Origin of the sequence: Paenibacillus sp. G2S3, assembly GCF_030123105.1 — a bacterium.
In the GTDB taxonomy this organism is placed as follows: domain Bacteria; phylum Bacillota; class Bacilli; order Paenibacillales; family Paenibacillaceae; genus Paenibacillus_AQ.
The window spans coordinates 4931015-4946424 of sequence record NZ_CP126095.1; the positions used below are offsets into that span (position 1 = coordinate 4931015).

16 protein-coding genes are annotated in these 15410 nt (G+C 42.9%); 4 read left to right on the forward strand and 12 right to left on the reverse strand.

Going from position 1 to position 15410, the window contains the following annotated elements:
- The first annotated feature begins 229 nt into the window (after positions 1 to 229).
- A complete protein-coding gene (locus QNH28_RS21740) occupies positions 230 to 1432 on the forward strand; it encodes an MFS transporter (protein ID WP_283908510.1) in 1203 nt (400 codons plus the stop codon).
- Between the two features lie 66 nt (positions 1433 to 1498).
- Positions 1499 to 2233: an SDR family NAD(P)-dependent oxidoreductase gene (locus QNH28_RS21745; protein WP_283908511.1), complete on the forward strand. Its 735-nt coding sequence runs from the start codon at positions 1499 to 1501 to the stop codon at positions 2231 to 2233.
- Between the two features lie 56 nt (positions 2234 to 2289).
- Here QNH28_RS21745 and QNH28_RS21750 read toward each other — a convergent pair whose 3' ends face one another.
- The 3 genes from QNH28_RS21750 to QNH28_RS21760 form a co-directional block, all read right to left on the reverse strand.
- Entirely contained in the window at positions 2290 to 2478 is a 189-nt protein-coding gene (locus QNH28_RS21750) for a hypothetical protein (RefSeq protein ID WP_283908512.1), read from the reverse strand.
- Positions 2479 to 2552: 74 nt separating this feature from the next.
- Entirely contained in the window at positions 2553 to 3176 is a 624-nt protein-coding gene (locus QNH28_RS21755) for a nucleotidyltransferase family protein (protein WP_283908513.1), read from the reverse strand.
- Positions 3173 to 4069, reverse strand: coding sequence for a LysR family transcriptional regulator (locus tag QNH28_RS21760; protein WP_283908514.1), 897 nt, complete (start codon positions 4067 to 4069; stop codon positions 3173 to 3175). Before QNH28_RS21760 ends, QNH28_RS21755 begins: the two co-directional genes overlap by 4 nt.
- A 110-nt stretch (positions 4070 to 4179) precedes the next feature.
- Here QNH28_RS21760 and QNH28_RS21765 point away from each other — a divergent pair, with 110 nt between their 5' ends.
- On the forward strand, positions 4180 to 5571 hold the full coding sequence (locus QNH28_RS21765) for an MFS transporter (protein WP_283908515.1): 1392 nt from the start codon (positions 4180 to 4182) through the stop codon (positions 5569 to 5571).
- Between the two features lie 146 nt (positions 5572 to 5717).
- Here the strand turns inward: QNH28_RS21765 and QNH28_RS21770 are convergent, their stop codons facing one another.
- Positions 5718 to 6917, reverse strand: coding sequence for an MFS transporter (locus QNH28_RS21770; protein WP_283908516.1), 1200 nt, complete (start codon positions 6915 to 6917; stop codon positions 5718 to 5720).
- Entirely contained in the window at positions 6901 to 8088 is a 1188-nt protein-coding gene (locus tag QNH28_RS21775) for an MGDG synthase family glycosyltransferase (protein WP_283908517.1), read from the reverse strand. Before QNH28_RS21775 ends, QNH28_RS21770 begins: the two co-directional genes overlap by 17 nt.
- Before the next feature lie 354 nt (positions 8089 to 8442).
- On the opposite strand from QNH28_RS21775, the gene QNH28_RS21780 reads away from it, so the two are divergent.
- Positions 8443 to 8655 (forward strand): hypothetical protein, encoded by a 213-nt coding sequence (locus tag QNH28_RS21780; protein ID WP_283908518.1) that lies wholly within the window; start codon positions 8443 to 8445, stop codon positions 8653 to 8655.
- A gap of 83 nt (positions 8656 to 8738) precedes the next feature.
- Here the strand turns inward: QNH28_RS21780 and QNH28_RS21785 are convergent, their stop codons facing one another.
- From QNH28_RS21785 to QNH28_RS21815, 7 genes are all read right to left on the reverse strand, one after another.
- The gene (locus QNH28_RS21785) at positions 8739 to 9050 is read right to left on the reverse strand and encodes a hypothetical protein (protein ID WP_283908519.1); all 312 of its coding nucleotides are present in this window, start codon (positions 9048 to 9050) and stop codon (positions 8739 to 8741) included.
- Between the two features lie 120 nt (positions 9051 to 9170).
- Positions 9171 to 10046 carry a cysteine ABC transporter substrate-binding protein gene (locus QNH28_RS21790; RefSeq protein WP_283908520.1) on the reverse strand — a complete coding sequence of 292 codons (876 nt, stop codon included), beginning with the start codon at positions 10044 to 10046 and terminating at the stop codon, positions 9171 to 9173.
- Positions 10047 to 10065: 19 nt separating this feature from the next.
- Complete coding sequence (locus QNH28_RS21795) at positions 10066 to 10821, reverse strand: amino acid ABC transporter ATP-binding protein (protein ID WP_283908521.1); 756 nt, start codon at positions 10819 to 10821, stop codon at positions 10066 to 10068.
- A gap of 22 nt (positions 10822 to 10843) precedes the next feature.
- On the reverse strand, positions 10844 to 11521 hold the full coding sequence (locus QNH28_RS21800; protein WP_283908522.1) for an amino acid ABC transporter permease: 678 nt from the start codon (positions 11519 to 11521) through the stop codon (positions 10844 to 10846).
- A complete protein-coding gene (locus tag QNH28_RS21805; protein WP_283908523.1) occupies positions 11502 to 12167 on the reverse strand; it encodes an amino acid ABC transporter permease in 666 nt (221 codons plus the stop codon). Before QNH28_RS21805 ends, QNH28_RS21800 begins: the two co-directional genes overlap by 20 nt.
- 249 nt (positions 12168 to 12416) lie before the next feature.
- On the reverse strand, positions 12417 to 13532 hold the full coding sequence (locus QNH28_RS21810) for a glycoside hydrolase family 88 protein (protein ID WP_283908524.1): 1116 nt from the start codon (positions 13530 to 13532) through the stop codon (positions 12417 to 12419).
- Positions 13513 to 15387 (reverse strand): DUF2264 domain-containing protein, encoded by a 1875-nt coding sequence (locus tag QNH28_RS21815; RefSeq protein WP_283908525.1) that lies wholly within the window; start codon positions 15385 to 15387, stop codon positions 13513 to 13515. Before QNH28_RS21815 ends, QNH28_RS21810 begins: the two co-directional genes overlap by 20 nt.
- Positions 15388 to 15410: the final 23 nt, after the last annotated feature.

The following is a 15410-nucleotide window of genomic DNA, read 5'->3' on the forward strand; positions in this document are numbered from 1 at the left end:
CGAAGGCTTTTTAAGTTCTTTTATTCACAATATTGACACAAACTAATAGACAGGTTACTATAGTAAAACAATAAACTTTATAAAAGTAAGAAGCTAAACATTAATAAGCACTTGCGATTGTGAAGTTCACTGTAAAGGTATTTCATCATAGAGAAAATGAGGCGAACATCATGAACCACAACAAGAGAAAATCCATTTCGCATGGTGGGTATTAGTAGGACTAGCTTTAATGGTTGGAGTTGCAAAAGGTGGCGTTATGACAGCAGGCGGACTATTCTTGACACCTGTAACACAGGATTTAGGTATTGGTATGGGGAGTCTATCCTTATACTTTAGTATTTCATCTATAGTAACGATGATATTTCTTCCAATTGCAGGGAAGATGATGGGTAAATTTGATATTAAGGTGCTGTTAATCGGAGGGGTTATTCTACAAGCTGGATCCTTCGCAATGTTTGGATTTATGAACTCGGTATGGGGATGGTACTTATTCTCGATCCCTATGGCAATTGGTTCTATATTTGTTACTCAAATGGCGGCTCCCGTACTTATCAACAACTGGTTCAAAAAACATAATGGATTAGCCGTGGGAATTACAGTGGCTTCAGGTGGTATCTTCGGAGCTATCCTTCAGCCTATGGCAGGTAACTTAATCGCTAGCGAAGGCTGGAGATATACCTACATCTTCTTGGGCATATTAGTAATGGCAGTTGTTATTCCAACGGTTATCCTTACAATCAAAATGGCTCCAGGGCAAAAAGGCTTGCAAGCCTTAGGCGCGGATGAAGTAAAAGAAGAGAATACAGCACAAACAACTACAGCTAAAGGCATCAAAGCAGCTGTAGCAAGAAAATCTACTGCATTCTATGCACTACTTCTGTTCTTTTTCTTTATTACTTCCATCGGAAGCTTTGGTCAGTACGTAGCACCGTTTGCAATGGGAATCGGTTATGATGTCACATTTGCAGGTAGTGCAATGGGTGGCTGGTCTATCGGTGTAATGATCGGGGCATTAGCTTTTGGAGCATTAACAGATAAAATAGGCGCTAGAAATACAGCCATCTTTGCAATGGTACTAGGCTTAGTTCCAATTATCTTACTGACAACTATTCCTGAGAATCCAGTCGTCTTTAATATAGCTATTGCAATCTATGGGTTCGTAGTCGCTTCAATCGGAACATTAGGCCCCCTACTCACAACTGCATTGTTTGGGAATAATAAAGAATATGCACAAATCTATTCTTCAGCTGTTATCGGATTAGCTGTCGCAGGTATCGTCGCACTACCAGCTTACGGTTTCATCGCTGAATGGACTGGCAGCTATTCCTCCATTTTGTATGCAGTTGGGATTATGTTAATCGTAAATATTGTATTACTGGTCATAGCTTTCAACGGTAAGAAGAAACTAGAAAAAGCAGGACTTTGGAATTAAACAACAGTTCGGCATAGAGAAGAGCATTGTTCACAAAATATATTAAATACGTTAGGAGAATATAAAATGAAAAGATTAGACAATAAAGTAGCTATCATTACAGGCGGTGCTTCGGGTATTGGCGAGAGCATGGTAGATCTGTTTGCACAAGAGGGAGCTATCGTTATTGCTGCAGACATTAATGAAGCAGCGCTAGAAAAAGCAAGCCAGAAGCAAAATGTTTATGGAATGAAATTAAATGTTGCCTCAGATGAGGATTGGAAGGCGCTAGCAAAGGAAATACATGATCGTTTTGGTAAGATTGATATTCTTGTCAATAACGCTGGTATTTCTTCTGAAAAACCATTTGATCAAATTAACATTGAGGATTGGCAGAAAATCAACTCCATCAATGGCTATGGTCCATTCGCTGGGATTAAACATGTCGCACCTTATATGGCAGCCCAAAAGAAAGGCTCGATCATCAATATTTCTTCTTACACAGCTCTCATCGGCCAAGGCTTTAATCACTACTCGGCATCCAAAGGCGCGGTTCGCGCATTGTCTAAAGCGGCTGCTACAACCTTTGGTCGTAAAGGCGTACGAGTAAACACTCTATTCCCTGGCATCATTGAAACACCAATGACTCAAGCTTTAAGCACCTCAAAGGACCTGTTAGACCAATTAATTCAGGCAACGCCTTTGCAGCGTTTGGGCCAAGCCATCGATATTGCCCAAGCGGCGCTGTTTCTGGCAACAGATGAATCTTCGTACATTACAGGTTCGGAAATAGTCATCGATGGAGGATTCTCAGCTCAATAACGATAAAGACAGCTCTCAAGTTTAATGAGGGCTGTCTTTTTTTGATTACAAGGCCATTAGAAGATCCATATGAGTAAGAAAATAACCGCAATTATTGCCACCGCGATCAACAGATTGGTTACCTCGCTCCAAAACCCAGGGACGCCTTGTGTATGATATTTTTGCGCATTGACATCATGGTTTGCTTTATGACCACCAGGATCCGTCATATTTGAATTAGATCCTGGATCAAAAAAGTCTGACATAGGAATCAACCCCCTCCATGATTATAAACCATATTATACCAGTTAATTCCCTTTTTAAAAATAATCTCCTTTGCTCAATTCATTTGAGAATAAAAATAAGGTAAGTGTTTCTTTGATAGAGCTTTTTCGATTAGTTCTTGATCGTAGCCATATTTTTGCAATGCAGTAATAATCGCTTGTGTCCTGTCTGACCGTTGTCGTCTTAAATTAGATTCTAGCTGTATTTCTAGAGGAACCGTAGGAATAGTGTACCGTCCGATTGTCACATTCTTAAAATGGCTCCAAATGAATTGTCCGCCTTCCCATATCCCATCGCCATCCATAGAATCAGGAATTCCCGCTGAGTTGGAGATATGAACGACTTCCACTTTAAATCCATCGATGATCCAACTCCCCTTTGTCCATGAAAAGCCCGAAGAAAAGGTCTGCGTGTATGTAGGTTCTTCTAAAGAGGATAACCAGTTCTCTCCATGAGGGAATTCACATTTATCCAGCAGGGAATAAGCTTTAAATAGTTCTGCAAATTGTGCAATCCCCTCTTTATTCTTTATATAAATATCAACGTCTCCCGGAGTCATTTCGCAGCCCTGTAAAACCGAACCCACCGAGCCAACCAAGATCCATTCTAATTCCGAATTCACATCCGATGAAAAATAAAGCTCACATACCTTTGACAAAGCTGTTTCCCAGCTATTCATAGCTCCACCCCAAATTGACTTGATAACGATCCGAAATATTCTACAACTACCTCACGAAATTCCAAAGCAGCCCGAGAAATGTACCGACTCTTGTGCCATATTAGAGCAATTTCCCGTACCAATTCGTGATTCTCTATTTGGAGATATTTGATGTCTTCCCGTGAATTTCTTGCCGTACTTGGTATGAAGGCTAGTCCGATTTCAGCTTCCACAAGAGTGATTAATCTTGCAGGTTCATCCCCCTCATACACATATTTAGGCGTAAATCCAACCGATTGGCACACAGAGTCTATTAAATCGCGAGTTCCATAACCACTCTTAACACCTACAAACCATTCATCCCTTAACTCAGTCAAGGATACACTGCTTCGATCTGCCAAACGATGCCCCTTAGGTACAGCGACAAGGATTGGGTCGATAAACACGATTTGGCATTCGATGTCATCCCCTTCTATAGGAGGGGATGACAAGCAAAAATCCACCTCTCCTCTATCCAAAAGTGTAACCATTTCCTTCGTAGTCAGCATCTGCACATGAAATTGAATATCGGGTCGCTTTTTCCGAAACTCGCGAAGGATATTGGGTAATGTACTGGCGGTGGTCACCGCTAATTCTAGCGTGTTATGTTCCGGGTGAGATAAATCGCTAAGCTCCTGCTTTCCCTGTTCCAATTCAAACAAAGCTCTTTCCGCACGGCGAAGGAATCTTCTTCCGAACTCATTCAGACGCAGGTTCCGCCCTACTCGATCGAATAAAGGTACCCCTAAATCCTCCTCCAAGCGCTGTATTGTTTTGCTAAGTGATGATTGAGTAACGTGCAGATTTCGTGCAGCTTCGGTCACATGTTCCAACCGAGCTACCGCGAGAAAATATTGCAGCTGTAGAAGTTCCATTTCGCACCCCATTCATTCCTTTAGGTCAATGAGAATATAACATAAAATGCGTTGGAATGAATAATTAAAATCAAGTAGGATGACATTAATACGCTTTAGGGGGACCCAAAATGAGTGCTCGTAATCGGTGGTTAATGATTTCAGTGGGTCTAGGGATACTATTGAACCCATTAAACTCTTCAATGGTTTCTGTTGCTATTCCAAGATTGCAAAATGTATTTCAACTTGACTATACAGGTGTTTCCTGGATTATTTTTTCATTTTACATTGCTAGCAGCATCGCTCAACCCGTCATGGGAAAGGCCAGCGATTTATTTGGTAGGAGGAAGATATTTCTTACCGGGCTTGTAGTAGCCTTCATTGCCTCATTATTAGCTCCATTCGCACCAAGCTTCGCGTGGCTCATCGTGTTCCGCATTGTGCAAGCCATTGGAACAAGCATGATGGTTGCCGTTGGGATGGCTATAGTGCGAATTCATGTAACGGAAAAACAAGCGACAGCGCTGTCTGTTTTGTCCATCTTCCTATCCGGTGCGGCAGCCATTGGACCCTTTATTGGCGGGGTTATCATTCACTGGTGGGGCTGGCCGGCTATCTTTTTCGTCAATATTCCATTTGTGGTAGTGAGCTTTCTATTGTCTTGGAGAAATATCCCTAAGGAAAACTCTTCATTAACCGTTGCATCAGGCATGTCCCTTCGCAAATGGTTCGATTGGATGGATGGATCAGGGATCCTGCTCTTCACAATGGGTCTGGTTGCTCTCCTCATTGGATTACTCTCAGCAAAATCATCTGGGCACATCGCTTTAGAAAATGTCATTGTTTCACTGATAGGACTCGCTCTGCTGGGAGTATTCGTACGACATGAGTTAAAAGCGGCCTCACCTTTTATTCCTTTACGCACATTCGCTAAATATCCTGCGATGACTTGGGTTAATGTAGAGTTCATGCTCGTTAACGTACTTTATTACTCACTCTTTTTCGGAATTCCGTCCTACTTACAAATGGTTCGCCATATCAGCGAGTATCAAACAGGGATACTTATGCTAACCTTAGGCCTCTGTTCTCTAGTTACTTCGCCAATAGCAGGACGATGGATCGATAAATCCGGACCAGGACCGGCATTGCTGGTCTCTGCAATTTTAATGACTTTGGGATCGGTATGGCTCGTGACCTTGAATCAATCTTCACCGGTTATTAGCGTGTGTCTGGTTTTGGCTGCATTCGGGATTAGCAACGGGTTGAATAATGTAGGTATGCAAGCAGCTTTGTTCCAAAGTTCACCAAAGGAAATCATCGGTGTAGCATCCGGATTATTTAATACATCAAGATATATGGGAACTATCCTCTCTTCCTTGTTGATAGGAATCGTAATGAGAGATAAGTTCAGCTTCGAGGGGTTTCAAGTACTTGGGATTATTCTCACGATTATTGCATTATCTTTAGTATTCATGAGTCGTCGGCGCCGGAAGACAGGGGAGTTGCAAAAGCACTTAAATTGATTAACTACTAATAAGTTTGCGAATTTCTTTATAATCTTCATCCGTTATCAGTCCATCATAACTTGAGAAATCTAAAGTGAATTGCTTTTTAATAAAGAAAGTCCCTATGAATGATCGCATCATAAGGACTTTCTAATTGCAGCTTATTAAAGATTCTCCGTCACTTTTTTCTTGTGAATAAATAATCGAGCAGGTGACAACAAATAGACAATACTAATCAATCCAAACAAACAGGCGCTTACTTGAAAAGGCAACAGTTCATTTCCTGAGCTTCCCAGCCAGCCTCCAATTAGTGGACCAATAACTACCCCTAAACCTTCTATGGAAAACAATAGTCCCCAGCTGATCCCTACGGAATCTTCGGGAATGTAGCCAGCCATTAAGGCATTCCAAGAGGGAAGCAAAGCCGCATAAGCACACCCCAGCAGAAGCGAGAGCCCAATGGCGGCGGAGAAGGAGTTAATAGAAGTTAAGCCGAACAAGGCAACTGCAAACACGCCAAACCCAACGACAAGGAACCATTTACCTCCCACTTGATCGAACCATTTTCCCATAGGTACAAGAAATAGAACTACGCCTACGCCTCCCATAAATAACACGATAGACAGCTGAGAATGGGACAGACCCAGATGAGAAACAGCAAAGCTTGTTAGAAAAGGTACCAGTATCCCGCCCGCTGTAGTCTGCAGCAACATGCCAGGGACTAGAAATCCTCCCTTCTTCACTTTTTTCCATAGAGATACAAACTGCTCACCTACGGATATATCCACACACTTCACCGAGACCTTGTTCATCCTTACAAGACCTACCATGCTCCAGCCTGCTACGAAAAATAATCCAATGACGGCAAGGGACAGTGACAGCCCACCACCAATTAACAAATTCATCATTACGGGGCCCAGACCTAGACCAGCCATCCAGTATACGTACAAGGTTCCCATCTGCTGTGCTCGTTTTTCCTCTGATACCTGGCTCATACATAGAATCCAGATCGGTGAGAATCCAGCACCCAAGCAAGCTGAAGCTACAATAATCATCCACGGACTATGCGTTGTCACCATTATCAATAATCCAATAAACCCAAGAAAGAACCCTCCATGAAGCACGGTGCGCCCAGGATATCTATCCAAGAGATAACCGATAAAGCTTTTGATCAAACTGTCTGTTAAATAGTGTATAGAGACCGCAAGGGCTACCACTGAGGTTGTAAGATCCCCATTCGTCAATACATAAGCCGGCAAAAAAGCGATCAGAACAGCCCCTCTTATCCACTCCATAAAAAAAAGAATCACTGCAAGGCGGGTAAACGTCTGCTGTGATCTTTCTTTCTTACCAATAATATCCATGAATCGTTTTCGCCTGCCCTTCAACAACCATAGATTTTGCAGATACAACGGAAGGCTGACGCAATTTAATAGCCTCTAAAGCTTCGGTAACGATAATATCCGAGGCTGATTTTCGCGAAAATCCCTTCATATGCCGTTCTCTTTCATCGCTGTAGACCGTATCCTCTAATCGTTGAAGCCGCTCTACTAACTGCTCCTCATTTCGTGCGATCTCTATCAAATGGTGCTCAGATAACCATTCTGCATTGCCTGCCTCCTGGCCAGGAAGCGGTCGATAGACGATAACCGGAAGTGTCTGAGCCATCGCCTCCGTCAATGTAATCCCACCTGCTTTGGTCAAAAGACAGGAAGCTATGCACATCAGCTCCTGCATTTCTTCCGTATATCCCAAAATGTGAACTCGTGGGTTCACTTGAAAAAGCTCCATCGTAGCTGTTCGAAGCTTATGATTATTCCCGCACAATACGATGACATCGAAGCTTGATTGAAGAAGTATTCGTTTTATTAAACTGCCAATGTCACTTAATACGCCATAAGCTCCTGCCGCTAGTAATAGATATTGACGATTTCCGTTTAACCCATGTTTACGCAAAAGCGCTTCACGGTCCTGAGTCTGTTCAAAAGCCTCGCGAATAGGAATCCCACTGACTACAAGCTTCTCTTCAGCGATCCCTGCTGACATCAAAGTTGCCTTCATGCTTTCTGAAGCGATAAAATATTTCGTCGTTTGTGGATGAAGCCACCTGCCATGAACCACATAATCCGTCATAACGGTGAACAGAGGCATTCGACTGCCTGTTGTTAATGCTAGCTCAGCAGCGGCCAAATAAGGAAAAGTATGAATAATGATATCCGGCTGTATCTCGTTGATGATCCTTCGTACTTTTCGTTTGCCCATAGAATGTAAGAGTTTACCCATGAACTGTTCTGGTCTCATCTTGCTCGTCACCGTGTACAAGAATCCATAAAATTCTTGCGTATACCCTGTGTTGTTTAAATAGAATTTTCGGGACAACTCATTCAGGGTAGGATGGACTGCAGCGAATAGATCCAAGGTGGTAATCCGACTAATCCCTCTACGTCGAAATGAATGTTCGATGGCCTCAGCCACTTTCATATGCCCGTCTCCAAATGCCGAAGTAACAATAAGTACCTTAGGATCTGTGTTCATGACAAAGCTCCTTTTTCTCATGGCCTCCTTTAACTCTAACTCTGAATCGTAAACTGATAGTGAAGGGATTCTTAACTGAATATTAATTTCAATATTTATAAAAAAAAGATCTCGTCTTTGTATGACCTGCCATTCTCTTTAGAACGCAAAAAAACGCTGACTTATGGCGATTAGCCTATAGTCACCGATTCGAAATAAGTATTCTGATTAATAACATCAGCAAGGTATGGATATACATAATTATGACAAAAAAGAAAAATTAGTTAGTAAAATACCGATTAAAGCGTTGATTGTTACAAAGTTATATAGTATTTTATGGAAGAAAGGTAATTTAAAAGAAGGGAGGAATTAAACATGGACAAGATGTGTATGGAAATGATGATGAACATGTGTATGGATGATATGATGGCGAAGATGAACTGTATGAAGATGGGCATGGAAAAAATGTCTGAAATGGGCATGATGGACATGAACATGGATATGATGATGAAAAAAATGCAGGACTGCGATGAAATGATGACTATGTGTATGACAATGATGCGTGAAGGAATGCAAATGTCTAAGTAGCCAATAGACCATCGTAAGTTTGGCAGAGCAGACTAACTGCATGCCTTTTTTTATTTTCTCTTTAGAAACAAAATAGGCTTGAATTATATCCTGATAAATCTATTCTGAATTTTCTTCGATATATTAATCCGTTCCAGCTTTAACTCCCAGATTTTCTCTTTCCACCGATACTGCTCTACTAGATCTCCACTTTCCCTCAGCTTACTAAATAAATCCATTAATATTGCGTTTATATCATCGAATTGAATCCACAGCTCTTTCACGCTTTGTTCTGTTGTCTCAGCAGGAGAAGCTGTATTCAGCTTTTTCAAATGGTCTATGATGTCAGCTTGCCACTGCCCATCGTTAATTGCTTTGGCGTAGTTTAGTAGATCCAGATAATCATCGACAGACATTTTCACCGACTCCTTATTCTGTGTATACCCAGTATTATACTCGGCATTATAGAAATTGCAATAGCAATACCTAAGAAAAGGCATCTTTTCAGATGCCCTGACAATAGGATTCTTAATAATTCACTGAACTTTTCCACCTTCGACTACAAGCTCATCGGTAAACCCTTCGCCGTAAATTTCATTTAATGTTTCTTTGTAGGCTTTGTGGATAAATTGTTCTTTACCCAGGGTATCAAGTTCTGTATTAATCCAGTCCAGCAATTCCTTATTCCCCTTGGCCACCGCTGGGGCAATTGTATCCTGTCCCCCGAAGGCAGGAATACTGACTGTAAATTCAGGATTGGATTTAGCCCAAGCAATGAGTTCTGTATTATCGTTAGCTATTGCCGCACCCCGGCCATCTTTAAGTGCCGCGAAGATCTCTGTGTATTGATCGAATTTGAGTAACTCAATGTCCGGATATTCTTTAGTAAAATAGGTTTCTGCTGTCGTCCCCTTAGCCACAATAAGCTTTTGATTCTTCCCTTTCAATTGATCGATAGAAGTAATTGGAGCACTGTTTGGAGATACAATTCCAAAGGATAATTTCATATATGGATTGGCAAAATCCACTTTTTCCTTTCTTTCATCAGTGACCGTAAAGTTAGCCAAAATGATATCAACCTTACCCGATTCCAGATAAGCCACGCGACTGGCCGCATCGACTAGCACAAATTCAACCTTCGATTCATCTCCTAAAAGATCCTTAGCAAATCGCTTGGCAATATACACATCAAAACCTTGGTTTTTACCCTCAGAGTCCACATAACCAAAAGGTGGTTTGTCTGCAAATACACCAATCTTTATCTTCCCTTTCTTCTTTAGCTGTTCAATAGAAGTAAATTTAGATGATGATGAATCACTATTGTTATCCGAAGTATTGCCGCAAGCTGCCAATCCCATCAATAATATACTAACTCCTACCAGCATCGTTAGCCATTTCAACCTTCTCTTCATTTCTCTTCATCTCCTATTTCTATAGTTTATCGTACTGAAATATATCCAGAAAATGCTGAGCACGTTCTGTCACAGGGAGGGTGAAAAATTGTTGGGGTACAGCGATCTCACATATCTTGCCTTGATCCATAAATACGATTCGATCTCCAACCGACTTGGCAAACCCCATTTCATGGGTCACGATGATCATCGTCATGCCTTGCTGAGCAAGCCCCAGAATTACGTCAAGTACTTCTCGAACCATTTCAGGGTCCAGTGATGCCGTCACTTCATCAAATAACATGATTTCCGGATTCATACATAAAGCTCTCACTATAGCTATTCTCTGCTTCTGTCCTCCGGAAAGCTGTCGTGGGTAGTCCAGTTTCCGCTCAAGCAGCCCAACCCGCTCTAATAGCAGTTCCGCCTGCTGCGTGGCTTCCTTAAGCTCTCTCTTTTGGACCTTAAGAGGGCCTAAAAGTATGTTATCTATAACCGTCATATGCGGGAATAACTCATAATTTTGAAACACCATTCCGATATGCTGCCTCAATTCACACCAATCTACTACTGCCTCCGCAAGGTTCTGCCCGCGATATTGTATCGCACCTCCCTGAACCGGTTCCAGACCGTTAAGACAACGTAGGAATGTACTTTTCCCACATCCAGAGGGACCGAGAATAACGATTACTTCTCCTTTTATCACCTGCAATTCAATACCGTCCAGAACCTTTCGCTCTCCAAAATATTTTTGTAATTGTTTAACCTCCAGTAAGAGTTCTCCGGAATCTGCCATTACAAACGTTCCTTTCTAAGCCTTAATTTTGCCATCTAGTTTCAGCTCTTTTGGAGAGTTTAGACAATGGAAAGCACACAGAAAAATATAATATAAAGATGAAGCCATATACCCAGACTGAAGCGGTAGGTGCTTTTATCACGCCGAGTTCAATAATCTGCTGTCCGATCTTTACCACCTCTATTACTCCAATCAGTACCACAAGCGACGTTGTCTTGATCATTCGTGTAGCAAGATTAATCATTCCCGGTAGCATTCTGCGTACCGCCTGAGGAATCAAAATATGCCGATAGAGTTGTATGCTACTCAGCCCAAGTGCCCTTGCTGATTCCACCTGATGTTTCGGCATAGATTGCAAGGCTCCACGAACAAGATCTCCAATCTCCGCAGCCCCCCATAAGCTGAACACCAATACAGAAGTAGCCTCCCCGCTGATATCGATATGAAGTAAGGGGGAGAAGCTGAAATATACTACATACAACCACACCAAGATCGGAATAATTCTAAAGGTCTCCAGATAAAGACGTAATAAAAACCTTAATGGCTTCGATTCCAGCGTCCTAAGTAATCCCATAAGAATGCCTAATAGCGTACCAATAGCAATGGAGAGGAATGAAATTTCAATCGTTACAAGCAACCCTCCCAATAAACGTTCAAAATTAGAGCCTTCAAACAGCACCTCAATCCCCGAATTCTGCATATCTCACCTTCCTTTCCACCCAAGTCAACAAAAGCGACAAAGGCAGGACTAACACAAGATAGGCAAGTACCAGAAGAAGCAGGGATTCCGCTGTTTTGTAATGCAAGCCGATCAAGTCTTTTGCCACATTCATCAGATCCATTAAAGCAATGGCACCCACAATAGAAGTCTCCTTCAGAAGAAAAATAGCATTTGCCCCCAAAGAAGGGATACTTATCGCAAAGGCCTGGGGGAGGATGACATATCTGACCAGCTGCACCTTAGACAATCCAATGCTCTGCCCTGATTCTATCTGTGATTGACTAACTGCCTCGATCCCACCGCGAAAAGCCTCCGTCATATAGCTCCCACCCAAAAAGGTCATACCTACAATCGCACAGGTCATCTCACTAAAGTGAATTCCAATCTTAGGTAAGCCATAGTAAAGAAAAAAGAGCTGCACAAGTAAAGGCGTGTTCCTTGAAAGCTCGATGTAGATCTTAATAACATCACTAACGACTCTGATCTTATAGTACAAGACGACACTGAACATTAATCCAATAACGAGTGAGAATAGAATAGCTAAAAAAGCCAGCTTCACAGTCAACCACATAGCGTCACCATAAAGCGGTAAACTCTCGTAGATAAACTCCCAGTCAAAATTCATAGGCACTTACCTTCTATTTGATAGTGTATTAATCCGATAAACACGATCTCCTTTTTGTAATTTCTAATAATTATCAAAATCTTACATTAATCCTTACGCGGGGTGATATGATTTTATTCATACTATTCCAAGTAATTAACTACGATTTAAAAAGTTGGATAAAACCCATAAAAAAAGAAAACCGCTAAGAGATTACTCTTAGCAGTTTTCTTCTTCTATAGTCTAGCTTCGCCTCACTCTAAACTCCCACTACCAATATCCTCGGATTCCAGTTTGCATGCGGATTAGAGCTTCTAAGTAATAATAGTCTCCCCAAATCATATGACCATCAGGCACACGTCCACCTCTAACATGATAGGAGCCATGCTTCAAAAGTCCCTCCGCCTCCGGATTTCCAGCCGTCGCATAATGTTCCACTAAGGATTTCATGCTGCGGAGTAAGGCTGCTTCATAAATAGCCCGGTCTGGATCATCAGCGTCTAGAAGATCCAGCAGCTCCAAGAAACCTGAAGCCGCAATTGCCGAAGCCGAGCTGTCACGAGGGGTTCCCGCTTCCACCGTCACATCGAAATCCCAATAAGCCACACTGTCCTCTGGAAGATGACTGATAAAATAATGAGCCAGGCTTTTAGAGGTATTCAGAAAATCTTCATTCTGCGTATAACGATAAGCCAGAGCAAAACCATATATTCCCCAGGCTTGACCACGAGTCCAGGTCGATCCATCCTCATAGCCTTGATGTGTTCCACCACGAATTGCACTTCCCTTAGCCGGATCAAAGTAAAAAGTGTGATAAGAGGAAGCATCCCCGCGCACAAGAAATTTCCGGCTCTTTAACGCATGTTCGAGCGCTATATCATAATAGCGATTGTCCCCTGTTTCCTCCGTAGCCCAGAACAGCAGAGGCAAATTCATCAAGCAGTCAATAATGATACGTCCCGCATTCTCGGGATCACTCTCTAAACCCCAGGCCTGGAGGATTCCAGCGGTTTCCCGCCAGCGATTGCATAGTGTATCCGCAGCCTGTAGACCGACAGATCGGGCTTCTTCGTTGCCTGTTATTTTCCACTCCGCCACTGCAGTCAGTGAATACAAAAAGCCAATATCATGATGGTCCAGGGCGATGCGCTGATCCAGACGATGCTTAAAGTCTCCTAACCAAGAAGCTGCCGCCTCCTTATAGAATGAATCTTTGCTATATTCATAAGCAAGCCACATCATGCCAACATAAAATCCCTCTATCCAATCGTCATTATCTCCCCATTCGTATTGTTGCCCCTCTGCGATATGAGGCAGTTTGCCTGGATGTCCCGTGATATTACTCCGGATCTTGCGAATAGCCTCTTCAATTGCCGTTGTCCACATCTTTGTCTCTCCTTTCTGATACATCAACAGTATGGAGTACTTCATGGTTACGAGGATCGTAGATAACAATCCTTCCGTCCGGCTGTCGCTGAATAATCGGCGGCGAAGCCATACTGGCCTGGTTCTCTGGGGTATTCGTTGCTCCGAAGACAGCAGAGATCAATACTTGATCTCCAGGCTCCAGTCTGGAGATCAAGCTCGGAAGAAGAGTCCGTGACTTCAGCAGATTAGTATTCGGTTCGGGTTGCACGCACTCACCCCGGTCAAAACCGCTTAGCATATGTATCGCACTAATTCCCCAGGGCAACTGCACCGAGACAGCAGTGTTAGATATATTAATGATTTCTCGTTCACTGCGCGGGAAGCCAGCAGACTGGCCAATGGCAAATCCCCCCTCCGCTACGTCGAGACGCCGGGCGCTGTGAATGCTATGAATACGGACATGCCATAGACCTGCTGGAATAATCCATGTCTGCACATTTACATCGCTCCAAGGATGCCAGCGGGAATATACATAACGCTCTCCAATTTCCCAAGTCTCGCAGAATCTACGTACGCGGTAGTGTTCATCACATTCGCACAGCGCTAGTGTAGAGTCGTAAGCACCTTGACTCAACCCATATCCTGACTTCGGCACACTGAAGCCAAACAGCGTAGAATAAGCAAACTTGGAATATTTGGCCGCGCTATGGGCCATATCAAAGTTAGCCATCTGACCAGAGGTATAGGCAATAACATGCTTATTTCCTTCCGGACGACTCACAAGCATACGCGCCTCTTGAAGCGGCAGTTGATCTTTCAATACAGGCAGAGGTTCTTCTTCCGCTTGCCAAAAAGGATGATCATCTGGCAAGGCAAGAATAAGCATAGCTTTAAAGGCCCAATACGGTGATCCTGGGGCATTGTAGTTCTCTGTCATTACCAGATTCGGGTAAGCATATCCGATGCTTAGTAGTCCGTCTATTCCCACAATAGGTTTATCAAACCACCAACGAAAATGACGCATTATAATTCCTTTGAGAACGCCATATGAAAAAGGAAGGACCTCGGCATACACCAGCGCACTCCAGAAAGAGACCTGTGCAAAACGATAGGTCAGACTACGTCCGAAAGGAATGGCACTTCCGTCCTCAGCAAACCAATAAATAAAATCCTGGGCAAATTGCGCGGATCTTTCCCGGTATACTGCAGCCCTCTGAGGATCATCATCCGCCATCAATTTAGCGTATATCAACGTGTAATAGTGCATAGCAAAAGCAATATAATAGTCTCTCTGGTCGGTCAGCCCGTCGGAATACCAGCCATCACCGAGGTAGTAGGTATCAATCTTCTCCAAATAATCATCCATTATCTCTTGATCGTAAGGCAATCCGATTTTCTTAAAACCCACGTTTACAAGGACCGTGAACATTAGCCAGTTATTCGGATTGGAACGATCCACATGATTGATCTGGTTCAACCAGTTATATACATTCTGCTTCTGAGTCTCGCTCAACGGCTCCCACAGCTTATGCGGTGCAAGAGCAAGTCCCAGTCCTAGCACAGCCTGTTCCACCATACGCTGGTCTTTGGTCGAGAATTCACCCCAATATTCTTCATGTTCAGGATCAGTCCCATTAATGATCCCCTCTAGGAACATCGGCCAAAGTGCACTTTCCCCTCCACCACTAGCATGGGGAACAAGTCCCCATAAAGGACGGGCGAAGGCTTCCATAAGCGCAGTAGCTTCATTGTATATAGATCCTGTCGCCCCCATTTCGATGCCTGCACGACCAGCAGTAAAGCGATTCTCTATTGGAGCATATAGGTCATTTAAGAACATTTGTAATTCGTTTTTAGTACCCTTCAGTTCCACAGTAATGGTCCCTCCAATCCATA